This window comes from Terrimonas alba, assembly GCF_042434975.1.
GTDB classification, from domain to species: domain Bacteria; phylum Bacteroidota; class Bacteroidia; order Chitinophagales; family Chitinophagaceae; genus Terrimonas_B; species Terrimonas_B alba.
In genome coordinates, this window is sequence record NZ_JBHMQM010000009.1 from 295,968 (window position 1) to 317,027 (window position 21,060).

A 21,060-nucleotide genomic window follows, 5' to 3' on the forward strand; every position below is an offset into this window, starting at 1 on the left:
CCGTTTATCATTTTTTCCTATAAATATTCCTAAATAGCTGGTTAACATTCATCCGCATGTAGCCATTTTTTCTATCTTTCGCCCTTGTATAAAAATTTTTGAAATGAAGAAACTTGCTATTTGCATCGTTGTGCTGATGACAACGATCGGCACTTTTGCACAATCAAATTACAATGCAAAGGAGGCCTTCAATCCCCAATTTTATCCTTACCCCGGCAATGACTTTCGTAGCGCCAGCGGCGAACCCGGTCCAAAATACTGGCAAAACCGTGCTGATTATAAAATCAACTGCACATTGGATACAGGCACTCACGGCGTCAGTGGTGACGTAGAAATTACTTATATCAATAACAGCCCGGACAACCTGAAATTTTTGTGGCTGCAATTGGATCAGAATATCTACAAGAAAGATTCACGGGGATCTGCTACTACCACAGAAGCGGGTGGCCGTTGGGCCAACAATGCCTTTACCGAAGGGGATATAATTAAGTCAGTAGGCGTCGAAACAGGCGGCAAATCCTATGCAGCAAAATATACCATCACCGATACCCGCATGCAGGTTTGGTTGCAGGACCCATTGAAAGCATCAGGAGGAAAAACAAAGCTCAACATCAAATTTAATTTTACAGTGCCTCAGTACGGAACGGACCGCATGGGGAGACTGAATACAAAATATGGCTGGGTATATGAAATAGCACAATGGTTTCCCAGGCTTGCGGTGTATGATGATATACAAGGTTGGAACGTGCTGCCTTATTTGGGCGCCGGAGAGTTTTACCTGGAGTATGGCGATTTCGAATACAATATCACTGCGCCATCCGATTTAATAGTAGTTGGTTCGGGTGAATTGCTGAATCCGCAGGATTGCTTTGCGGCCGACCAATTAAAAAAATACAACCAGGCAAAAACAAGCGACAAAACAGTTGTCGTTCGCAGCGAAAAAGATATTACTGATAAAAAAGCACCGGCTAAAAAAGGAAATATTACCTGGAAGTTTAAAATTCAGAATGCAAGAGATGTGGCCTGGGGTGCATCTAAAGCATTTATACTGGATGCAGCAAAGATCAATCTGCCAAGCGGGAAAAAATGTTTAGCGATCAGCGCCTATCCTGTTGAAAGCACAAAAGACAAAAAAGGAAACGACTGGCGCAGGTCTACTGAAATGGTAAAAGGTTCTATTGAACATTATTCCAGCAAATGGTTTGAGTTTCCTTACCCGGCCGCGACGAACGTAGCGGGCATTGTAGGTGGCATGGAATATCCCGGTATCGTTTTTTGTAGCTATACATCAACAGGTACCGGATTGTGGGGCGTTACTGATCATGAGTTTGGTCATACCTGGTTCCCAATGATAGTTGGAAGCAATGAGCGAAAATATGCCTGGATGGATGAAGGCTTCAATACTTTTATCAATGACCTGTCAACAGAAGCATTCAACAAAGGAGAATTTAAGCAACAAAGTTTTTTTGAAGATCCCTCCTCATCCTTTATGATCAAGTATACATTTGGTGATAAGATGGATGGTTTATACACGACGCCTGATGTGATACAACAGGAAAACCTGGGCGTGGCAGCTTATATGAAACCGTCAATGATGTTGCATGCACTGCGTGAAGTGGTATTGACACCCGAACGTTTTGATGCGGCATTTAGAGAATACGTAAACCGTTGGGCCTTCAAACATCCTACACCCTGGGATTTTTTTCATACCATGGAAAATGTAGCTGGAGAAGATTTGGGCTGGTTTTGGCGGGCCTGGGTGCTGAACACCTGGAAGCTTGATCAATCTGTAAAAGAAGTGAAGTACGTAAAAAACATCCCGGAAAACGGAGCAACCATAACATTGGAGAATCTTGAGAAAATGCCCATGCCGGTAACAGTGCTGATCAAAGAAGCGAATGGTAAAGAACACAAATTTGACTTACCGGTGGAAGTTTGGCAACGTGGACCCCAATGGACATTTGGCGTTCCTACCACCAGTGAAATAAAAGAAGTGGTGTTAGATCCGGATAAAAAATTGCCGGATTGGAATAGAGATAATAATAAATGGAAGAAAGCGTTTTAAATTCAAGCCCCGGTTGATAGCCGGGGTTTTTAATGGGCTCATAACTTCAATTAACAATGGGCTAAATTTGGACAAACAACGACATCCAGATATAATTGTTAGCGGTAATTGTGATGCAACCTCAGGAAATTAGAAATATTTACTCCATATTTTCAAAGTATAAGTTGACGAACCCTGTTACTAGACACTATTGCCCAATATTTATCCGAGAATGACAACACATAAATCCCTCATGATATACTGAAGGATATCTGATATAGACGCTGACAGATTTACCTATATCGAGTAAATTGCTACCCCATCCATTTGCAATTACAAAGTGACATCCAAAACAGTTAAACGGCTTCAAAATTGCTCCTAAATTTTTGTACATTTGGTTATTCCCAATTTTGAAATGACAAGAAAAGCTATCATTGAACGAACACTAAAAGCAATCAATCAGCTTCCCGAAGACAAAGCGGAGGAGATTTCCGCTTTTGCCGATTTTGTTATTAAACGTTACGAAGAGCAAAAACTCGGTGAAGGTATTCAACACCTGGTATCCAATAGCCGGGCTTTTGATTTTCTAAAAGATGAAGAAGACCTTTATACCGAAGACGATCTAAAGGAAGTTTACAATGGCTAAAGGGGATATTGTACTCATTACATTTCCATTTACTGATTTAAGCGGCAATAAACTCAGACCCGCCGTGGTACTTGCAGGTACAAATGCTGATCTTACAGTCTGTTTCATAACAACTCAAAGCCAATGGCAGGAACCCACCGATGTAGTGCTTTTGCCAAATTCGACAAATGGGCTTAAAAAACAATCACTGATAAAAGCCAGCAAAATTGCAACTTTAGACAAAACATTAGTGAAAGGGCTTCTGGGCAAACTAACCTCAACAGAACTTACAGACTTAAATAGCAAACTAAAAATATTCCTTCAGTTGTAAGGCATATTTGAAAACTTTGTTTATAATGCTTGCACCAAATCTTCCAGCGAAATTTCCTCCAACACCTCTCTCTTCGGACTATCATCATGCTTCTTCCATTTAATCAGCCGGATAAAACCGTTTTCAATTTCAATACCCGTGATATCACCATCAATAAAACAACAACAGCCGCTATTGAAGTAAGAAGGTCTCATTTGCAGGTAATCGACCGATACAGCGGAGAACTCCAATTCCCTTTTCTTTATCTCATTTTGCAATTCATTTATCCTGGTTGTATCACGCTGCTTTAACGCATATTGCAATTGCTTGTATAAACGTTCGATATGCGTAAGGGATAAAAAAACCGGCTGATGGGTATGTCCCGTTATCAGCAAAAGATTCTTTTGCCTGGCCGACCATTCATACATGATCTCATTGTGCAGGGTCTTTGTTTCATTATTATAAGCGGCTGTATTTGGATTGATGCGCAAATAAGCCTGGAAGGGGGCCCAGATTCTCGCTACAAAAAATTTACTGAACCAGTTACCATCACTTTGCGCATCGCCCTGGTGACCGTGTGTACAAAAAATATGAAAAGGCCTTTCGCCAATCTTTACTTCCAGCACCAGGCCTTCACAAATTTTTACTTCCTCATTATAAATCTTCTTCAACTGCCACCAGGCAAAGGGGTCATTTCCCCAGTATAGATCATGGTTACCAAATACTTTTACAAAAGATTTTCTGGCAACAAATTTTTTCTCTGCTTCAAATGTTTCGGGATAGCTGTCTTTTACTTTACCCAGCATATTTTCCCACAACTCTTCGCTATCACCCAGCGTAACAAAGAAAAATCCCCGCTGATTATAATAGTCTAACGCCGCGAGATAATTTTTCTCCGCTAATACAAAATCATCTGCACCATCCCTGCCGCCTTTGTGCTGATCGGAAAAAATAATAAACCTTCCATCAAATTGATTGAAAGTAATGACCGTTCCTTTTTTCCCAGGATGCGCTGCAATGTCTGCATATAATTTGTCAAGCGCTTTAAATATCCGTTCACGTTCCGGTCTTGACGAAAATTTCTGCGTTGCCCACCGAACGGGTCTTAACAAAAGATATCGCAGAAATTTTCGCATGCAGGAAAAAATAGTTGAAGTATGGGATCATTATCCAATTATAGCGATCATACTTATCTCAACATTCACAAACTTAGGCAGCGCCGCTACCTGCACGGTTTCCCGGGCGGGAAAATCACCATTAAAGTATTGACCATACACTTCATTAATATCACTAAACTGGTTCATATCCGTAATGAAGATGGTTGTCTTCACCACATTATTAAAACCAGTGTTCGCTGCTGATAAAATAGCTTTCAGATTTTGCATAACCTGGTGCGTCTCTTCCTGCACATCTCTTTTCTTCAATTCGCCACTTACAGGATCGATGCATATCTGGCCCGAAATATATAAGGTGTTATCAGCTAATATTGCCTGGTTATAGGGGCCAATTGGTGCGGGTGCATTGCTGGTCCTGATGACTATTTTATCCATAGTGCTAATTTAAAATTTGCTCTGGCGAATATAGCTTTATGCGTTTTCTTTGCAAAAAATTGTCTATGCAGGTATTAGTAGTAGCCAATGGGACATTAAAAGATGAGTTGCTGATGAATGCTCCCATCTTACCTGCGTTCAAATGGATAACACATCCCGGCGAACAAGACAATACCAACTATGATGCCTGCATTGATTTAGATTTTGACAACACGGCTGCAAGGATTGACTGGTTAAATCAATTGGAGTCTCCTTTAGTGATTATTAATTCGGTGGTCACGCCTTTGCAACAAATTCAAACCAATTTTATCCGCGTCAATGGCTGGAACACTTTTTTACAAAGACCCGTTATTGAAGCTGCAGCTATCAACGAAAACAATAAACCAATAACAGAAGAGTTGTTCCTGCTCTTTGGTAAGAAGACACAATGGGTACCTGACATCATTGGGCTTATCACACCCAGGGTAATTGCTTCCATTATCAACGAAGCTTTTTTTGCCTTGCAGGAAAATGTCAGCACACCGGAAGAAATCGATATCGCCATGAAATTGGGCACCAATTATCCATTTGGCCCTTTTGAATGGAGTGAAAAAATTGGATTGAAAAATATCTATGCCTTATTAACGGAATTATCCAGGAGCAATAAAAGATACCTTCCGGCTGATTTATTGAAACAAACCGTTTTAAATTAACAATGGGGAATATTTTACATATAGATACTGCTGTCGATACTGCTTCTTTTTGTTTGATGAAAGATGGCGAGCCGCTTCTATTTGATATCAACAACAATCAAAAGGATCATGCGGCCTGGCTTCATGCGGCTATTCAAAAAGGGATTGCTGCTACAGGGCTTACCATGAAAGATCTGGACGCCATCGCTATATCCATTGGCCCCGGCTCGTATACAGGATTACGGGTGGGTTTGTCCGCAGCTAAGGGTTTTTCTTTTGCATTAGGCATTCCATTGATCACCGTCAATACACTGGAGATGATGGCACATGCGGTTACTGAAGAAGCGGATCTTATATGCCCAATGATTGATGCAAGAAGAATGGAAGTGTTTACGGCCCTGTACGATAAAAACCTGCAGGAAGTCGCAAAACCAAGTGCTATGATATTGGATTCGAATAGTTTTAGCGATCTGGCCGAAAAAAATATCATCGCCTTCACGGGAAATGGGAGTGAAAAACTGAAAAAGATCCTTGCTCACCCTCATGCGATTTTTAACGATACCATGGCAACCGCAAAAGACATGGTAGCCATTGCAGAAAAAAAATATGTTGAAAAAAACTTCGCCAACCTCGCCTACGTTGAACCCTTTTATATCAAAGAGTTCCATACCACAATGAAGCTATAATGCATAAATTATTACACATCTTAACAATTTTAATTTCAAAAAGCAATCATGTATAGTTATTTTTGCAACTTAGATTTATCAGTTATTTAATCAGTTATAACTATGAACAACTACACGTTAACATTGAATGCGGCCCCTGATAATGGTTTATCCTTAAAAGTGGATTTGTTGAATGTGAAGAAGGCTTCTTTGATTTTAAGAGCCATCAATCACAAACTTCGTCAGCAGATACTGAAGTTGATTGATGAACAAGGTAAGATCACTGTAACTGAGATCTATGTGAAGCTGAGACTTGAGCAGTCTGTAGCATCCCAGCACCTGGCTATCCTCCGCAAAGCGGGGTTTGTAAAAACTGAAAGGGATGGCAAATTCATTTACTATACCATCAATGCAAGCCGGATTGAAGAAATGAACAAATTTGTTGAATCGTTGTTGAATTAATCGGTTCTGCTAATTCTGTCAGGGAAGCCAATGGCTTCCTTTTTTGTTTTCAAATCAGGTAATTTTGCCTGTTAATTTTTGAATATGTTCATTAAGCAATTATACACCGGCTGCATCAGTGAAGCGGCTTATTATATTGAAAGTAAAGGAGAAGCGGCCGTCATTGATCCGCTTCGTGATATTGAGGTTTATCTCGACCTGGCCAATGAGAGAAAGGCTACTATTAAATATATTTTTGAAACGCATTTCCATGCAGATTTTGTAAGCGGGCATCTTGATCTTGCCAAAGTGACCGATGCGCCAATTATATATGGCCCTGAAACTGTCACAAAATTTAAAGCCCGTATAGCCAAAGATGGTGAACAATTTAAGATTGGAGATCTGACATTACAAGTATTGCATACACCAGGTCATACGCTGGAATCGACCTGTTATTTATTGAAAGATGAAAATGGTCAAGATCATTGCATATTTACCGGCGATACCTTGTTCGTAGGCGACGTGGGTCGTCCCGATCTTGCGCAAAAGGATTCAACAATAACTACTAACGACCTGGCGGGAATGCTATATGACAGTCTGCAGCAAAAAATTGTTCCCCTGGCTGATGATGTAATTGTCTATCCTGCGCATGGCCCCGGTAGTTCCTGTGGTAAAAACCTTGGGCCCGATACAGACAGCACTATCGGTGAAGAAAAGCAATTTAATTATGCATTAAAGGCAGCGAACAGGGAAGAGTTTATAAGAATAGTAACGGATGGTATTCCACCACCGCCTCAATATTTCCCCATCAATGCCCGCATCAATAAAGAGGGATACGACAGCCTTGATGATGTATTGGAGCAAGGCATGAAGCCATTATCGGTGGCTGAATTTAAAAAAAGGATGGAAGCAGAAACAATCGTCCTCGATACGAGAAACTCTGCTGAATTCACACAAGGATTTGTGCCGGGTTCGGTAAGCATTGGCCTCAATGGCAGATTTGCCGAATGGGCTGGTAGCCTGTTGCCTTTTGATGTTCCGCTATTGCTGGTAAGCGATCCCGGTAAGGAAAAAGAAAGCATTATCCGTTTGGCAAGAGTCGGGCTCGACCAGGTGCAGGGATACCTGGAAGGTGGTTATGCTGCCTGGAAAAATAGCGGCGAACCATCGGACATGATCATTGAAGTAGAAGCGGACGAACTGATGATGGATATCCCTTTTGATAAAAATCTTGTGGTGGTTGATGTTCGTAAACCGGTGGAATATGCCGAGGGTCATCTGCCAGATGCTATCAATATCCCCCTGAACGAAATGACCGATCCGGCGAGTATGGCAAATATCGAGGACCGTCATAATTTATATGTTCATTGCGCCAGCGGCTATCGCAGCATTATAGCAGCATCGCTTTTCAAGCGCCAGGGCATTCACAATCTTCGCAATGTTATTGGCGGCTGGAATGCAATCAAAGAACAGGAAAAAGTGGAGATAGTGAAAGATGCGAGTGTGCTGAACTAGCAATTACAGAGCCGGCCTGGGTCGATGAATGATCCGCTTAAGGTTGTTTATTGAATTATTGCCGGATATCCTTCTTTCCATTCGTGTCTCCATCGTCTGTGACTCCATAAATAGTTAGAAGGGTTTTTCCGGATAGTTTCTTCCAATACATTTTTATAGAGTAATGTCAGCTCTTCTGCTGTATGGGCTTCCCCGTTTTCAGTAATGGGAATAGCCCTGAATGAATAGTAACCTCTTTTTGTTTTTTCAAATGCTACAAAAACTACAGCTGTATTGTTTTTTACAGCACCCCTGGAAGGGCCCGTTGCAAATGGAGCCGGTTTGCTAAAAAAATTTAACCAGAATGAACGGGCAGGGGCGCCGGGATTTTGATCGGCCGCCAATGCCAGAATATATTGGCGGGAAAATACAGTATGCATTTTGCTACTGAATTCTTTGGCTGAGATTAATATAGTGCCATAACGGCTCCTGATATCATAAAATATTTTATCAAATATTTTATTGTTGATCGGCAGGTAAATAGCCACAAATGGAATTCTGAGAAACATAGCATAAGTAAGGTTGGCAAACTCCCAGTTGAACTGGTGGCCTACCATGATATGAATATTATTGCCGTTATCAATTAACTTATTGATATGCTCAAAATCACAATGACTTCTTTTCAGCACTTCTTTCTTGCTTATTGAGATCATTTTGATAGACTCAATAAACGTATCTGTAAAATTGAGGTAAAACTCTTTGGCAATTTTTTGCCTTTCCTGCAAGGACTTTTCCGGAAAAGCAATAGCAAGATTGTTTAGCACCACACCCTGCCTGTATTTCATGATTCTGTAAAGAATAAAAAAAGCAAAATCAGAAAGAAGATACAGTACTCTTAAAGGCAACAATGAAAGAGTATATAGAAACCCGTAAACGATATAGTACAGAACCACGATTCTTTTGATTTATATGGATTTTGAGGAACGCAAAGAACCACGAATTTTTTTGATTTATATGGATTCTACGAAAATAAAAATGGTCACTTTTGAAAGCTCCTTTAACATCCCCTAAATCCGCTTTTTAATCCATTAAATCGTGGTGCTGTCACAGTACAATATTCTGAACAAGTTCGCTCTTATCCGGGTAGTCCGTATTGTAGTGCAATCCCCTGCTCTCTTTGCGGAAGCTGGCCCCTTTTACAATCAGGTACCCAACGGTGATAAGATTGCGCAGTTCCAGCAATTGTGGTGAGAGGGTGGCTTCTTCGTATAATTTCTCCGTTTCTTCCCACAACAAATCGAGGCGGCGCATGGCTCTTTGCAAACGAATAGTGTTTCTTACAATGCCAACATAATCACTCATTACCTGCTGTAGCTCTTTCAAGCTTTGCGTTATCAGGATCATTTCTTTGGGCTCACTGGTACCCTTTGCATTCCAGTCCGGCACATTTTCTTTAAAGGAGACGTCGCCAGCTTTTTCAATCACATCCAGGTAGCAACGATGAGCAAATACCATGGCTTCCAGCAGTGAATTACTGGCCAGCCGGTTTGCTCCATGCAAACCAGTACTCGAACATTCACCACATACATATAAATTCCGGATAGATGTTCTCCCCCATTCATCTGTTTTGATGCCCCCACAGCTATAGTGTGCAGCAGGCGCCACGGGTATCATATCCTTTGTAATATCAATGCTGGCACTCAGGCATTTTTGATAAATATTGGGGAAATGCCCGATGAATTTTTCTTTTTCAAAATGCCGGCAATCAAGCCAAACATGTTCTGTACCGGTCCTTTTCATTTCACTATCTATTGCCCGTGCAACAATATCTCTCGGCGCCAGGTCCTTTCTCGGATCGTATCGCTCCATAAACGCTTCACCTTCCTTATTACGAAGAATGCCGCCATCACCCCTTACTGCTTCAGTAATGAGAAAGGCCTGTCCGCGCAGACCCGGTTCATACAATGCTGTAGGATGAAACTGGATAAACTCCATGTTTTCTATCCGCCCTTTTGCCCGGTAAACCATGGCTACTCCGTCGCCGGTTGCAATAGAAGGATTGGTGGTAGTCCGGTACACTTGTCCATTGCCACCTGTTGCCAACAAAGTGAATTTTGCCAGAATCTTTTCAATACGATTTGTTTCCAGGTTTAACACATACACCCCATAACATTCGGTATCTGGCGCAGACTTGGTAACAAGGTATCCCAAATGGTGTTGCGTAATAATATCGACTACAAAACAATGTTTGATGATCTCAATATTTTTTTGAAGAGAAACGGCTTCCAATAAAGCCCGTTCCATTTCCCAGCCCGTAATATCTTTGTGATGAATGATGCGAAATTCCGAATGACCACCTTCTTTACCTAATTTATAATCGCCATCTTTTTCCTTATCAAACCTGGCGCCCCATTCAATTAACTCTCTCACCCTGTCAGGGCCTTCTTTCACTACGATCTCAACAACTTCTTCATTGCACAACCCGTCTCCTGCTATGAGTGTATCTTCAATATGCTTTTCGAAACTGTCCTTCTCCAGGTCATTCACTACAGCTACACCGCCCTGCGCATACTTTGTATTGGTTTCATCAGCAGCAGCTTTTGTCATTACCAGTACTTTTTTTTCAGGAAATTTTTGGGCTACTTTCAAAGCATATGTCAAACCCGCAATGCCCGTACCTATTACTAAAAAATCTGTTTGCAGCATTTAATTAATATTTGTGGGCAGCTAAGTTACTATTCTGTGCATTTCCCTGATATTTTAATCATTACAATAAAAAATCTGGTACTTCATCTTTTACGATTTTCGTTCGTAACCTTCCTAACCGTAAAGTGGTATTGTTTTAAATTACTTCTTCAGCTACCTTAGCGCTCCACTTTTACTTTACAAGTCATTCTTTCCACCCAGAGCTGATTTATTACTTATTGCCTGTAGCAGCAATTGAATTGTGGTTCTGATCAACAAAGCCCTTAAAAAATTATCGCAGTAAAAACCGGTAAACAAACCCGGATAGAAATCTTTTGCATCATCTGAAGATGAATGTAACTATTAACCATTAAACTTTTATTTTATGGCAAATGAAATGAAAACGCGGGAAACAAGTCTTCCCTGTTGTCCCGACTTAATCAAGGACGATCATTGTGATGTGATCAACTTCAGCAGAGTACTCACTTATCCAACTACTGTAAATGTAGCCGGGCGCAGAAGGGTTTCAGTAGAAGTGATCCTTCATTTTAAATTCTCCCGATGTACACTGGGGCTTACGCTTGGTGACCCGGCGTACAGTACCACATTATTACCGGGAGAAAAAGTAAGACTGAGCACTACCGACAGGCGCAGCCGGTTTAGTTATGACAGTGAGACTAAAGTGAGCTATCGAAGCGAGCAAATTTCTGAAGAACAATATTACATGACAGCGGTACAAAAGTATATGGCCGATGCTTCTGCCGCCCAATCTGGTCATGCTGAAAGTTCATCAGAAGGTCACTGGGATTTTCATGGCGATGCGGAAGGCAGTGTAAACCCTTTTAGTTTAAGTGCCAGCGCCAGCACCAGTGCCAGTGGAAATCATAACAATCATTCCGTAGCGGATTACCTCAACCAGCAAAAATCGCATGTACAAAGCTCCGCATCACAGGCAGTAAGCGCTACCCGTAAGGCTCACTCCGTTTCTATTGGCGAAGTGAGCAGCCGCACTCATATCGAAGGCGAATCAGAGGACCATTTTGAAGCGTCATCAAGAGAGTTCACTAATTATAACAAATGTCATGCGGTAACTTATATCTTTTACCGGCTGAATAAAAAACAAAAAATAAAATTTGAACTCGTAGCTATCGAAAGAAGGGTATTGGATGATAATGCGCCTATTGGCGGTGTATTACAACCAGGTGCCAGAAAGGTCCCCATCGCATTAGTACCACAGGATATTCCGGCTACAGTAACAATTAAAAGAGCAGCCGAAATGGCGACTGCCGCCGGCATGAGTGCACGAAGCGCCAATGTTGAATTTGCATCTTTCGCTGCGGCTCCGTCGCCGTTATTAACAAAGCCCGTTTTTACATCTGCCCAAAATTTTGGAATACCGATTGAAGGTGAAATCCGCAACCAGGCACTGAAAGAAGTCGATGAACAACTTATGGCCAAAAACCTGATTGATAAAGCCGGTAATGTAACCAAAGAAACAAAACAGTCCATTGAATTTGAATCAGAATTTTCGTTACCCACACCCGGCATTATTGTAAAAGGATGTTTGGATGATTGTGATGTATGTGAACCACATCTGAAAGAAAGAATGCAATTGGAAAATGATCTGCTTCGCAAGCAAATAGAGCTACTGGAAAAATCACAGGAGTACAGATGTTGTCCACCTGCGCCGGTGATCAGTGATTAAGAAGTGATCTGAATTTGGCGTATTCAGCGTTCGCTTAGAAGCATTAGGAAGATCAACGAATGGTTACAATTCCGGTATTGAGGGGCTTTATCGGGCTTCAACAGCATTTTATATAATCAAAAAATAAAACCTTGTTTTTTGTTTTATCAATACTGGTCACCTGGCGGTTAACGCATTTATTTTCTAAAGAGGACGGTCCCTGGAATATGATCTATCATGTCCGCAAAGCAGCCGGAGCAGGTTTTTTCGGAAGCCTGCTCGACTGCTTTTATTGCCTGAGCATCTGGATAGCTTTGCCTTTTGGGATTTGGCTTGGAAACAACTGGTGGGAAAAAATTTTGTACTGGCTGGCTTTATCCGGCGCTGCCTGTTTACTGGAACAATTCACAACGTCTCATTTACGATCAACCAACAAACCTGACTATAAAGAAGATTAAAAAATACAACCATGTGCAATTGTGGTAATAAAAGAAATGAATTTAAGCAATCATTAAGCGGAACGGTAACTGATGAAAGAGTGAAGTCACAACTTTGGCCGGATGTAAGTTTTGAATATACGGGCAATAGCGGGCTGACCGTTACCGGTGGTATCACTGGCAAAAAATACCGTTTTAATCATAACGGGGATGTGCAATTAATTGACTATCGTGATGCATCAGGTATGATGAGCATACCGGTGCTCAGAAGGTTAAAAACCGCTTAGCGATCCTGCATGAATTAACTATCCTCGCCGATATAAAGAATGGTTCCTTCCACTATAAAAAGTTGTGCCAGCCCGTACGTCAGCATGATTGCAGGGACGGCTATTTCGAATGGCTGATAAAATTTATTAATCGCCAGTATGGAATCTGAAATGACAAATAAGGCCGCACCCATCATCATCAATCGTCCTGCGATCTTATTTTTTATAAATAACATATGCATGGCCAGCATAAACATAAAGCTGATCACTATGCCATATATCCTGACGGGTAACTTCATCTCCCCTAACCAGGGTGATAAGATAGAAATCAATAAAGCATAATAGATGACAACTATCAGCAGCAAGTACCACCTGCTTTTTACATTTTCTCTTATACGAACAAAATGAAAAAATAAAATAAAAAAGAGATGCGCCAGCAGGAAAGCAGAAAGACCCAATAAGAAAAAAATGGAATTATCACCTTGTAACATCAGTAACACATCACCCAGCCAGGAAAATAGCAATGCGGTAATAATCCATTTTTTTAAATCGCTTTTTACATTCCGGGTTTGCAAAATGAAATACGACAATAACCAGATTACAATTAGCGGTTTAAAAACATACTCCGCGATCTTATAATTTAGTTGTATTGCGGTAAGGTCAGCAAGAAGAATGAGGATAAAAACAATGATCCGGTATTTTTTTCTCATGATGGCAGGCTTGGTTGGCCATAAATGTGTACGATTACTTACAGCTAAAAATAAGTTTTTATTTGAATCGGGTTAAGGTGCTACCCAGGCATCATTTTCCTTCAACAGGTTGATGAGCTCTTCTACCGCTACTTCACTGTTGACATTTCGCTTCATTACTTCTTTGCCTTTGTATAAGGTAATTTTGCCGGGACCGCTGCCCACATAGCCAAAATCTGCATCGGCCATTTCTCCCGGGCCGTTGACGATGCAACCCATGATGGCAATTTTGACACCTTTGAGATGATTGGTTCTCGAGCGGATCTTTGCAGTTGTTTCCTGCAGGTCAAATAAAGTGCGGCCGCAACTAGGGCATGAAATATATTCTGTCTTCGAAATCCTCGTTCTCGTGGCTTGTAATATGCTAAACGCTGTATTATTGATGAATTGCTCCGTCGACTGATTATTCAGATAATTCCGGCCGGAAGAATTGACCGTCGACAGATGACTATTGACTGAATTGTAAGAATCAGATGTCATGCCCAAACAAATTCCATCTCCAAAACCATCTAGCAACAAAGCGCCAGTTTCCGTAGCAAAATGAATCAGGTGCTCATCTGCCGTTTGCCAGTCGCTATCTGTTATCAATACAACAGGGTTATTAATTTTTCTCTCCATCAACTCGATCAACATGCGACGAACGGCGGGCATAGTATGCGGATGCTTGCTGCCCAGGCATAATACAACCGTTTTATCGTTGGCGAGTTCATCTAAATAAGTAAATCCATTTAAAGGAGTGGCTTCACTAAAACAATCCAACATCACGAAATTTAAGGTGTCACTTTTTGTTTCGGCTTCCAGGTATCCTTTTGCTTCGTAAATGGGAAAATATTTTGTCTTATCAGTAGTGTTATCCCAGTGACCCGGCCATGTAATGACTTTCAACGTACCTGGCAAAGCAAAATTTAGTTCGGCCTGACCCGTAAAAATATAATCCGCCGCTGCGTCACTAATATTCCATTTATCGGTGGCTTCATCATAAGTGTAGCCCACATTTTGCAGGTGAGAAGGAGTGATCGCCGGTATCTTACTCATATCGGCAATAACAACCGGCACATGCTTACCGCCAATATTGTCAATTTGAAATGTTTCCCTCCGTTGATAGTGAAATGGATCATAAGGAAGATTGCGGTCTGAAGTCTGAGGTATGAAGTCCGAACTTTCTGACTTCTGATTTCTAGCCTCATATCTTTTCACCAAATCCCTGCAAACAGGTATTTCCAGCTCGGGGTCTTCTGTTAGTGAAACCCTGATTGTATCGCCCAGTCCATCTTCGAGCAATGTACCAATGCCAATCGCACTTTTTACTCTGCCATCTTCTCCATCACCTGCTTCTGTTACTCCCAAATGCAACGGATAACATTCACCAAACTCATCAAACATAGTTTTCACCAGCAAACGATAAGCCTGCACCATTACCTGGGGATTGCTGGCTTTCATACTCAATACAATGTTGTGATAGGTTTCCGCTCTTGCTATACGCAAAAACTCCATGGCACTTTCCACCATACCCATGGGCGTATCACCATAGCGGCTCATGATGCGGTCACTCAGCGAACCATGATTAGTACCGATCCGCATAGCAGTTCCATACTCTTTACAAATTTTTATCAACGGAGTAAACCTGTCGCGGATACGATCGATCTCTTCTGCATAATCGGCATCGCTATATTCGATAAGCTCAAATTTTTTCTTATCAACATAATTACCCGGATTCACTCTCACCTTCTCTACGATTCGTGCCGCAATTTCCGCTGCATTGGGCGTGAAATGTATATCGGCAACAAGCGGTGTATTATACCCTCTTTTCCGTAATTCATTTTTTATGTTCAGCAAATTCTCTGCTTCCTTTTTAGATGGCGCCGTAATACGCACCAGTTCAGCGCCGGCTTCAATACAGCGAATAGACTGTTCCACCGTTGCCATCGTATGCATCGTATCGGTTGTGGTCATCGTTTGAACGCGGATAGGATGAAAATTGCCCAGCAACAGATCGCCGATTTTTACCTCTTTGGTCGCAAGTCGTTTATATTCAGTTAAAGAATTACAATATAATTGCATAGAAAATTTGCTGATTGAAGAAAATCAAGCAAAGTTAAGCAAACTGCCTTGTAGGGAAGACTGACACCGGCAATTGTGATGTGATTATCCGGATTATTACCAATCCTTTGGCTGACCACCTCCGGATTTTGATTTTTCCTTCTGTAATCTTTCCTGGACTTCTCTTTCTTTTTGCTCCAGCAATTTAAGCCTTTGCTCAGCCTCTTTCTGGTTCATTTTTGGCTGGGGCTTTTGTTGTTGTTTTTGCTGTTGCTTGTTTTGTTTATCGTCCTTTTTGGGGGTTTTCTTTTTAAGTTCTAATAATGCCTTTTGTAAATTTTCTCTTGCTTCTTTATCATCCGGGTCTTGTCGTAAGGCGTTTTTGTAGGCTTCAATACTTTCATCCAGGTTTTTCTGACCGGAAAGAATGGCTCCTTTATTGTAATAGCTTTTTGACTTCAACAGGCGGTCATCGGTCTTGAACGCAACATCGTTAAATACCTTAATTGCCTCCTCTGATTTGCCCTGTTTTTGCAAAGCCAGTGCCCGGTTATATTTGGCAGTATTATTATTAGGATCTTTTTTCAATACCTCATTATATACCGCTTCAGCCTGCTGGTATTGCTGCTGTTTATATAAATCGTTGCCTTTTTGAATTTCTCTTTCAACTTCCTGTTCCTGTGCCGTGCTTTCCTGTGCCCGCAGATTTGCTGCAGCAATTATACATAGTAATGCTATCGTCCAAAAGCTCTTCATGCCTTCACCTTCTTTATTTCTGGAATAAAATACTCACCAAGCAGCAATAACAACATGGCTGCTGCAAACAACCAATAATAGGCTTTGAAATTAATCAGCGAAACATCTGTAAAGGCTTTGGTTTCTATTTCAGACAACTGCTGGTGTAATAACCGAACAGCCTCATCACTTTCCTGCAGTCTTATATAAATACCGTTAGTAGCTTCAGCGATCTGCTTCAATTCTGTTTCATTTAATTTGGAAATAACCTTAGCACCGGTGGCGGGATCAACCTTGTTTTCTCCAGTCACGGGATCAGGAATATAGGAACCGTCCGGTGAACCAACTCCAACCGTATTGATCATCATTCCCTGTTCAGCATACTCCCGGGCAGTTTTTAATGCTTCCGGGTCATGGTCTTCACCATCCGAAATTAGTATTACAGCCTTGAATCTTCTTTCTTTTGTATTAAAAGCGAAACTGCTTCGGCGTATGGCCTCGCTGATCACTGTTCCCTGTTGCGGCACGGCCTCTGGGGAAGCAGATGAAACAAACATCCGGGCAGCACCATGGTCTGTGGTTAATGGCATTTGCAAATAAGCCTTACCGGCAAATAATACGAGGCCAATGCGGTCATTCGGCATCGTGTTCATTAGTTTGCCGATGAGTTGTTTTGCTCTTTCCAACCTGTTTGGCGCAAGGTCTGTCGCCAGCATACTTTTGCTTACATCCAATGCAATGACCACGTCAATGCCCTTTCGGTTCATCCCTTCCGGGCCGCCGGGCTTGCGCAAATCCATGGCCATAATGACCCCCGCTGCAAATGCAATACTGATCATTCCAAATTTCAATGCAAAGAGCCCCGGAGAATAACTTCCCATCAACACTTTGACCAACTTTGCATCCCCTATCCTTTTTTGCACTTTCTTTTTCCATCTTACCAAAAAAATAAAAAGCAACAGGAATAAAATAACCCCTGCAAAAAGCCAGATAAACTCTTTATGAAAAAATTGAAACCCCAAAGAGTGAAATGTATAGTGGTAATTTAAAAATTTACAGTTCAAGTTAAACAAAGATCACACCAAACAACATGCATTTTTGCCTGATTTGAAACGAAAAAAAACGAGCGGTTTTACGTGGTGCCTGTCTACATTTTCCCTTCCAGGAAACCCAACTGTTTTAAAATATCTTTCAGCATTTTCATTCTCACGTTGGGCATATCGAAATTGGGGTCGGGTGACTCTACATTCAAAACAAAAAAATAAGGATGCTTATTTTCTTCGACCCAACCGACTATCCAGCCCAGGTGTTTTCCTGTTTTTTCATTCCAAAATGCCCAGCCCGTTTTATAGGCCAGCCGGTAATTAGCATTGTTTTCGAAGAGCATGGCCCGTTTTACTGTTTCCTGGTAAGTTTTAAAAAAAGGCAATTGGTCAAAATATAATCTTTTCACCAGGCCAAGCTCTTCATCAGGTGTTATCTTCAACGAATTATCAAGCCAGAAGGTATCAATAGCTGAAGTGATCTTTTTGGTACCATAACTTAACGTATCCAGCCAGCGTTGCATAGTGTCCTTCCCTATCCGGCGGGCCACCTCCTGGTAGTAGGGAACGGCTGAAACCCGAAACGCTTCATACATGGTAAGATCCTTATTCCAACTATCAAACGGTCTTTTAATGCCATCCCATTTTATCACCATGCTATCATTAGTAATCACACCTGTTTGCAACCCAATCAACGAATTGACGATTTTAAACGTTGAAGCAGGCAGGTAGCTGCTGTCACGATAACGGGATAAATTATATATAGTGAACTTTCCTGTTCCGTTATCCATCAGGGCAAAACAACCCGTTGCCTTATTTTCATCGAAATATTTTCCAAGGCTGTCATCCACTTTTACATTATTAGGAGAGCAGGCCCCCGCAACAATAGCCATCAAAAAACAATACGCAACAATTTTCATCGGCAAAAAAATTTTGGCAAAGTTAGCCGCAATGAATGGGGTGACAAGCAGCAAATGTTAAAATAAAGACCCAATAGGATATCGTGATCGAAATATCACTGTCAACTAATAAAAAGCTTCGAATGGGTGGAAGTGATGAATGACGGGAAATGGGCTCCTTCAAAAGGTGAGCAATTCGTAGATATGGGTATCAGGGGATGAAATTAAAATTTCTTTAACTACTGCTGCTCTTAATAATCATTTTCTCATTGTGAATTCTAAATATAAAAGCCGCCTTTGTGTTTATAATGCTTTACGCCATGGCAATCCCTTTTGGCCGCAGCACAAGATGCCAGGAAAAAAATGGATAATGCAACAACTGCAATAAAAAGAAGCACCCTCTTCATACCAATGTTTTAAGAATAGAGAAAATAATAATAAGAGATCAAACTAATTTTCGGTAGAGTTGCTTCATCGTGGAGAAACTAAAAATACTATTTCTTTCCTATTTAACGGAAATAGAAATGATTTGTTTTTGAACCAGTCAAAAATTTCCTGGCGACCTTGAACCCCCGATTTTCTCTACATTTATGGACTCAAAAACCAAACCTTTAATCATGAAACATTTATCTCCCTTTATCGGGTTCGTACTAATCTTGGTGCTGGCTTGTAATAACAATAAAAAACCGGGTGTCACCGTCACCAGCGAAGATGGGAAAACAACGGCTACGATTAATACCAACGAGCTGTCAAAAACCGCTGATGCCTTTCAGAAGAAAGCAGAAGAATTACAAAAATTATCGCCTTATACACTCGACCAGATGAAAGCCATGCTGCCGGAGGAATTAGCTGGCACCAGGCGTTCAAAATTTTCCGCCAATAGTGCAATGGGTGCAGCTTTTGCCGAGGCTGACTATAAAATCAACGACTCAACCGACCTTGAATTGAAAATTTTTGATTGCGCCGGGCAGGCAGGCGCCGGTATTTATAGCATGCAGTACCTGGGCATGATGAATTTTGAGTCAGAAAGTGATGATGAATACACCAAATCCGTTGACTTCAAAGGCGGAAAAGCGATAGAGCATCTCAATAAAAGAAATAATCGTGCTACACTTACTTACCTGGCAGGCGACCGGTTGCTGGTAACACTGGAAGGAAAAAACACAGGTGTAAATATGCTGAAAAAAGTAGCCGGCGAATTAAGTTTGAAATAATCAAATCCGGAGGAAAAGCACTCCTGAACAAAGGGGTGGGTTTCTTTTGAACGGCAGTGTATGTAAATTAATTTGATTAGATAGTTTTCCGCATTTACTAATATTATTTTACCCATCTGTCTTTGATTGATTTTTCCGTTTTGATATTGTTTATTTTTAAGCAAACAACAACTAGCTATATGAAACGCAGAGAGTTTATTCAGTCCTCCTCTACTTACCTCGCAGGTTTAGGTGTTGCCAGCTTTTTACCTCCTGATTTATTGGGCAGCAAGGTTAGTGCAGCCGACAAGGTCCGAATCGGAGCTATCGGCATTAATGGCATGGGTTGGTCAGATTTGATGAGCCTATTAAAAGATCCCCGGGCAGAATGTGTCGCCTTATGTGATGTCGATAAAAATGTATTGGACAAAAGGGTTGGCGAACTCGCTCAAAAAGACATTAAGGTAAAAGCAGAAAGTGATTACAGGAAATTGCTGGGGAATAAAGATATCGATGCCATCATCATCGGTACGCCAGATCACTGGCATTGCAATATGATGATTGAAGCCTGTGCAGCTGGTAAGGATGTATATGTTGAAAAACCTGTCGGCAACTCCATCGTAGAGTGCAACACTATGGCAGCGGCTCAAAAAAAATACAACCGGGTGGTGCAAGTGGGCCAATGGCAACGCAGCAATAAACACTATGCCGATGCAATGACATTTGTTCACTCGGGTAAATTGGGTAACGTGCGCCTCGTAAAAGCCTGGGCTTACCAGGGATGGATGAAACCGGTAACGGTGAAACCCGACGGCACCCCGCCTCCCGGCGTGGATTATGAAAAATGGCTGGGCCCCGCACAAAAAAGGCCGTTCAATGAGAATCGCTTTCATTTCAATTTTCGCTGGTTCTGGGACTATGCCGGCGGATTGATGACTGACTGGGGTGTGCATATGATCGACTATGCCTTGTTGGGCATGAAGGCGTCAACGCCAAAAGCTATTATTGCAGCCGGGGGAAAGTTTGCGTATCCTGATGATGCTTCAGAGACACCGGATACATTGACTACCGTTTTTGAATTTGAAGGGTTCAACCTGCAATGGGAACATGCTACTGGTATTGATGGTGGCCCATATGGAAGAAATCACGGCGTTGCATTTATTGGCAATAATGGCACATTGGTAGTAGACCGTGATGGTTGGGAAGTAATTCCGGAGGGTCAAAAAATGGAAGCTGTGCCCCTACAGAAAAAATCAGATGATGGTCTGCTATTGCACACTAAAAATTTCCTGGACGTCATCCAGTCAAGAAAATTAGATGACCTGAAAGCACCGATTCAGGCGGGCAGTCATGTTGCCACCGTTTGTCAAATGGGCAATATTGCCTATAAAACAGGCAAGAAGATTTATTGGGATGCCGGGAAGAATAAGTTTACCGATAATGATGCGAATAAATTTTTAGCAGCAGAGTATCACAATGGATATAAAATACCGAAAGTCTAAAATAAAAGAAGCGGGCCTACTGGTCCG

At 41.5% G+C, this 21,060-nt stretch carries 21 protein-coding genes; 12 read left to right on the forward strand and 9 right to left on the reverse strand.

Going from position 1 to position 21,060, the window contains the following annotated elements:
- Nucleotides 1-103 precede the first annotated feature (103 nt).
- From ACFEL9_RS24155 to ACFEL9_RS24165, 3 genes are all read left to right on the forward strand, one after another.
- The gene (locus tag ACFEL9_RS24155) at nucleotides 104-2,065 is read left to right on the forward strand and encodes a M1 family metallopeptidase (RefSeq protein ID WP_385895408.1); all 1,962 of its coding nucleotides are present in this window, start codon (nucleotides 104-106) and stop codon (nucleotides 2,063-2,065) included.
- Between the two features lie 394 nt (nucleotides 2,066-2,459).
- Nucleotides 2,460-2,690, forward strand: coding sequence for a hypothetical protein (locus tag ACFEL9_RS24160; protein ID WP_385895411.1), 231 nt, complete (start codon nucleotides 2,460-2,462; stop codon nucleotides 2,688-2,690).
- Nucleotides 2,683-3,000 carry a type II toxin-antitoxin system PemK/MazF family toxin gene (locus ACFEL9_RS24165; RefSeq protein WP_385895413.1) on the forward strand — a complete coding sequence of 106 codons (318 nt, stop codon included), beginning with the start codon at nucleotides 2,683-2,685 and terminating at the stop codon, nucleotides 2,998-3,000. Before ACFEL9_RS24160 ends, ACFEL9_RS24165 begins: the two co-directional genes overlap by 8 nt.
- A 20-nt stretch (nucleotides 3,001-3,020) precedes the next feature.
- Here ACFEL9_RS24165 and ACFEL9_RS24170 read toward each other — a convergent pair whose 3' ends face one another.
- A complete protein-coding gene (locus ACFEL9_RS24170; protein ID WP_385895416.1) occupies nucleotides 3,021-4,115 on the reverse strand; it encodes a metallophosphoesterase in 1,095 nt (364 codons plus the stop codon).
- 30 nt (nucleotides 4,116-4,145) lie between these two features.
- Complete coding sequence (locus tag ACFEL9_RS24175) at nucleotides 4,146-4,529, reverse strand: RidA family protein (RefSeq protein WP_385895419.1); 384 nt, start codon at nucleotides 4,527-4,529, stop codon at nucleotides 4,146-4,148.
- A gap of 65 nt (nucleotides 4,530-4,594) precedes the next feature.
- On the opposite strand from ACFEL9_RS24175, the gene ACFEL9_RS24180 reads away from it, so the two are divergent.
- From ACFEL9_RS24180 to ACFEL9_RS24195, 4 genes are all read left to right on the forward strand, one after another.
- The gene (locus ACFEL9_RS24180; protein ID WP_385895421.1) at nucleotides 4,595-5,221 is read left to right on the forward strand and encodes a 3-hydroxyacyl-CoA dehydrogenase family protein; all 627 of its coding nucleotides are present in this window, start codon (nucleotides 4,595-4,597) and stop codon (nucleotides 5,219-5,221) included.
- 2 nt (nucleotides 5,222-5,223) lie between these two features.
- Nucleotides 5,224-5,886, forward strand: a complete 663-nt coding sequence (gene tsaB / locus ACFEL9_RS24185; protein WP_385895424.1) for a tRNA (adenosine(37)-N6)-threonylcarbamoyltransferase complex dimerization subunit type 1 TsaB — start codon at nucleotides 5,224-5,226, stop codon at nucleotides 5,884-5,886.
- A 102-nt stretch (nucleotides 5,887-5,988) separates the two neighbouring features.
- Nucleotides 5,989-6,327 carry an ArsR/SmtB family transcription factor gene (locus tag ACFEL9_RS24190; protein WP_276502937.1) on the forward strand — a complete coding sequence of 113 codons (339 nt, stop codon included), beginning with the start codon at nucleotides 5,989-5,991 and terminating at the stop codon, nucleotides 6,325-6,327.
- A gap of 84 nt (nucleotides 6,328-6,411) precedes the next feature.
- On the forward strand, nucleotides 6,412-7,821 hold the full coding sequence (locus ACFEL9_RS24195) for an MBL fold metallo-hydrolase (RefSeq protein WP_385895427.1): 1,410 nt from the start codon (nucleotides 6,412-6,414) through the stop codon (nucleotides 7,819-7,821).
- Between the two features lie 47 nt (nucleotides 7,822-7,868).
- Here the strand turns inward: ACFEL9_RS24195 and ACFEL9_RS24200 are convergent, their stop codons facing one another.
- Nucleotides 7,869-8,753 carry a lysophospholipid acyltransferase family protein gene (locus ACFEL9_RS24200; RefSeq protein ID WP_385895429.1) on the reverse strand — a complete coding sequence of 295 codons (885 nt, stop codon included), beginning with the start codon at nucleotides 8,751-8,753 and terminating at the stop codon, nucleotides 7,869-7,871.
- Nucleotides 8,754-8,904: 151 nt separating this feature from the next.
- On the reverse strand, nucleotides 8,905-10,506 hold the full coding sequence (gene nadB / locus ACFEL9_RS24205; protein ID WP_385895432.1) for an L-aspartate oxidase: 1,602 nt from the start codon (nucleotides 10,504-10,506) through the stop codon (nucleotides 8,905-8,907).
- A 364-nt stretch (nucleotides 10,507-10,870) separates the two neighbouring features.
- Here nadB and ACFEL9_RS24210 point away from each other — a divergent pair, with 364 nt between their 5' ends.
- The 3 genes from ACFEL9_RS24210 (at nucleotide 10,871) to ACFEL9_RS24220 (ending at nucleotide 12,893) form a co-directional block, all read left to right on the forward strand.
- Nucleotides 10,871-12,190, forward strand: a complete 1,320-nt coding sequence (locus tag ACFEL9_RS24210; RefSeq protein ID WP_385895435.1) for a hypothetical protein — start codon at nucleotides 10,871-10,873, stop codon at nucleotides 12,188-12,190.
- A gap of 131 nt (nucleotides 12,191-12,321) precedes the next feature.
- Complete coding sequence (locus ACFEL9_RS24215; RefSeq protein WP_385895438.1) at nucleotides 12,322-12,627, forward strand: DUF1360 domain-containing protein; 306 nt, start codon at nucleotides 12,322-12,324, stop codon at nucleotides 12,625-12,627.
- 11 nt (nucleotides 12,628-12,638) lie between these two features.
- Complete coding sequence (locus ACFEL9_RS24220) at nucleotides 12,639-12,893, forward strand: hypothetical protein (protein WP_385895441.1); 255 nt, start codon at nucleotides 12,639-12,641, stop codon at nucleotides 12,891-12,893.
- Between the two features lie 14 nt (nucleotides 12,894-12,907).
- On the opposite strand, the gene ACFEL9_RS24225 is transcribed toward ACFEL9_RS24220, so the two are convergent.
- The 5 genes from ACFEL9_RS24225 to blaOXA form a co-directional block, all read right to left on the reverse strand.
- Nucleotides 12,908-13,582, reverse strand: coding sequence for a lysoplasmalogenase (locus tag ACFEL9_RS24225; RefSeq protein ID WP_385895443.1), 675 nt, complete (start codon nucleotides 13,580-13,582; stop codon nucleotides 12,908-12,910).
- Between the two features lie 72 nt (nucleotides 13,583-13,654).
- Entirely contained in the window at nucleotides 13,655-15,682 is a 2,028-nt protein-coding gene (ispG, locus tag ACFEL9_RS24230; protein WP_385895446.1) for a (E)-4-hydroxy-3-methylbut-2-enyl-diphosphate synthase, read from the reverse strand.
- 96 nt (nucleotides 15,683-15,778) lie between these two features.
- Nucleotides 15,779-16,417 carry a tetratricopeptide repeat protein gene (locus tag ACFEL9_RS24235; RefSeq protein WP_385895449.1) on the reverse strand — a complete coding sequence of 213 codons (639 nt, stop codon included), beginning with the start codon at nucleotides 16,415-16,417 and terminating at the stop codon, nucleotides 15,779-15,781.
- Nucleotides 16,414-17,418: a VWA domain-containing protein gene (locus ACFEL9_RS24240; protein WP_385895451.1), complete on the reverse strand. Its 1,005-nt coding sequence runs from the start codon at nucleotides 17,416-17,418 to the stop codon at nucleotides 16,414-16,416. Before ACFEL9_RS24240 ends, ACFEL9_RS24235 begins: the two co-directional genes overlap by 4 nt.
- A gap of 125 nt (nucleotides 17,419-17,543) precedes the next feature.
- The gene (blaOXA, locus tag ACFEL9_RS24245; RefSeq protein WP_385895454.1) at nucleotides 17,544-18,359 is read right to left on the reverse strand and encodes a class D beta-lactamase; all 816 of its coding nucleotides are present in this window, start codon (nucleotides 18,357-18,359) and stop codon (nucleotides 17,544-17,546) included.
- Nucleotides 18,360-18,955: 596 nt separating this feature from the next.
- Between blaOXA and ACFEL9_RS24250 the strand changes: the two genes are divergently transcribed.
- Both ACFEL9_RS24250 and ACFEL9_RS24255 read left to right on the forward strand, forming a co-directional pair.
- Entirely contained in the window at nucleotides 18,956-19,552 is a 597-nt protein-coding gene (locus ACFEL9_RS24250) for a hypothetical protein (RefSeq protein ID WP_385895456.1), read from the forward strand.
- Between the two features lie 179 nt (nucleotides 19,553-19,731).
- Nucleotides 19,732-21,033, forward strand: a complete 1,302-nt coding sequence (locus tag ACFEL9_RS24255; protein ID WP_385895458.1) for a Gfo/Idh/MocA family protein — start codon at nucleotides 19,732-19,734, stop codon at nucleotides 21,031-21,033.
- The last annotated feature ends 27 nt before the right edge of the window (nucleotides 21,034-21,060 follow it).

What these genes read in the sequence shown, in the direction of transcription:
- ACFEL9_RS24155 (WP_385895408.1), top strand. Translation starts at nt 104, where the DNA reads ATGAAGAAACTTGCTATTTGCATCGTTGTGCTGATGACAACGATCGGC.
- ACFEL9_RS24160 (WP_385895411.1), top strand. Translation starts at nt 2,460, where the DNA reads ATGACAAGAAAAGCTATCATTGAACGAACACTAAAAGCAATCAATCAG.
- ACFEL9_RS24165 (WP_385895413.1), top strand. Translation starts at nt 2,683, where the DNA reads ATGGCTAAAGGGGATATTGTACTCATTACATTTCCATTTACTGATTTA.
- ACFEL9_RS24170 (WP_385895416.1), bottom strand. Translation starts at nt 4,115, where the DNA reads ATGCGAAAATTTCTGCGATATCTTTTGTTAAGACCCGTTCGGTGGGCA.
- ACFEL9_RS24175 (WP_385895419.1), bottom strand. Translation starts at nt 4,529, where the DNA reads ATGGATAAAATAGTCATCAGGACCAGCAATGCACCCGCACCAATTGGC.
- ACFEL9_RS24180 (WP_385895421.1), top strand. Translation starts at nt 4,595, where the DNA reads ATGCAGGTATTAGTAGTAGCCAATGGGACATTAAAAGATGAGTTGCTG.
- tsaB (WP_385895424.1), top strand. Translation starts at nt 5,224, where the DNA reads ATGGGGAATATTTTACATATAGATACTGCTGTCGATACTGCTTCTTTT.
- ACFEL9_RS24190 (WP_276502937.1), top strand. Translation starts at nt 5,989, where the DNA reads ATGAACAACTACACGTTAACATTGAATGCGGCCCCTGATAATGGTTTA.
- ACFEL9_RS24195 (WP_385895427.1), top strand. Translation starts at nt 6,412, where the DNA reads ATGTTCATTAAGCAATTATACACCGGCTGCATCAGTGAAGCGGCTTAT.
- nadB (WP_385895432.1), bottom strand. Translation starts at nt 10,506, where the DNA reads ATGCTGCAAACAGATTTTTTAGTAATAGGTACGGGCATTGCGGGTTTG.
- ACFEL9_RS24210 (WP_385895435.1), top strand. Translation starts at nt 10,871, where the DNA reads ATGGCAAATGAAATGAAAACGCGGGAAACAAGTCTTCCCTGTTGTCCC.
- ACFEL9_RS24220 (WP_385895441.1), top strand. Translation starts at nt 12,639, where the DNA reads ATGTGCAATTGTGGTAATAAAAGAAATGAATTTAAGCAATCATTAAGC.
- ACFEL9_RS24225 (WP_385895443.1), bottom strand. Translation starts at nt 13,582, where the DNA reads ATGAGAAAAAAATACCGGATCATTGTTTTTATCCTCATTCTTCTTGCT.
- ispG (WP_385895446.1), bottom strand. Translation starts at nt 15,682, where the DNA reads ATGCAATTATATTGTAATTCTTTAACTGAATATAAACGACTTGCGACC.
- ACFEL9_RS24235 (WP_385895449.1), bottom strand. Translation starts at nt 16,417, where the DNA reads ATGAAGAGCTTTTGGACGATAGCATTACTATGTATAATTGCTGCAGCA.
- blaOXA (WP_385895454.1), bottom strand. Translation starts at nt 18,359, where the DNA reads ATGAAAATTGTTGCGTATTGTTTTTTGATGGCTATTGTTGCGGGGGCC.
- ACFEL9_RS24250 (WP_385895456.1), top strand. Translation starts at nt 18,956, where the DNA reads ATGAAACATTTATCTCCCTTTATCGGGTTCGTACTAATCTTGGTGCTG.
- ACFEL9_RS24255 (WP_385895458.1), top strand. Translation starts at nt 19,732, where the DNA reads ATGAAACGCAGAGAGTTTATTCAGTCCTCCTCTACTTACCTCGCAGGT.